The organism is Brachyspira sp. SAP_772 (assembly GCF_009755885.1).
Classification (GTDB): Bacteria; Spirochaetota; Brachyspiria; order Brachyspirales; family Brachyspiraceae; genus Brachyspira.
The window spans coordinates 1-762 of sequence record NZ_VYIX01000130.1 but is presented as its reverse complement, the minus strand read 5'-3'; the positions used below and the strand labels follow the sequence as shown (position 1 = coordinate 762).

The following is a 762-nucleotide window of genomic DNA, read 5'->3' as shown; positions in this document are numbered from 1 at the left end:
ATATTGATTCTTATTTAGCTTCTATGGGCAATTATAATAATATTAATGGGTATGTTAAGTTTTCTGATGTTAGAAGAGAGGTTTTAAAAATTGCTCCTGCTTATATGAACAATGTTATTGCCTTAGCAGAATCATTGGCATATGAGTATGACAGCAGTGCTTATGATATGACTTATAATATTTTTAAGTATGTTAATGTTGCTGGGGCAAAAGATGCTATTTTAGGAAGAATCTACAGCAAGAGCAGATTGTATGGATATTCAATTAATGCTTTTGACAGAGCTTCTAAATATATGGATGTAGATTTGCTTTGGAAGGTAGACAGTATTGTTAATGTTAGCTCTTATCCTTTATCTTTATTTAATTTAAATAAGGAATATGAATCTGATAGAGATTTTTATGCATTATCAAAATTAAATATTAAACTTGGAAATAATGCTGCTGCTATGAGATATGCTAATAAGGCTGTTTTAATTAATGGTGATAATCTTGACTATTTGTATCAAATATCTTATATAAATGAGATAACAGGAAATAATCGTGAAGCATTAGATGGTTATGAGAATATTATTAGCATTAATAAAAATCAGGCTGCTGCTAATTATAGGGCTTCTGTTGTAGCATTAWATTATTTTAGAGATTTTGCTAAGGCTCAGAAATATGCTCTAAATTATATTTCACTTCTTCCTGATGATGGAAGCGGATATGCTTTACTTGCTAGAATATACAAATTGAGAGCTGAAAGCTATATAGATAGATAGA

1 protein-coding gene is annotated in these 762 nt (G+C 29.2%); it reads left to right on the top strand.

What is annotated here, in order from left to right:
• On the top strand, positions 1-761 hold a 761-nt coding region (locus tag GQX97_RS13040), incomplete at its 5' end, for a tetratricopeptide repeat protein (protein ID WP_368666582.1).
• Position 762: the final 1 nt, after the last annotated feature.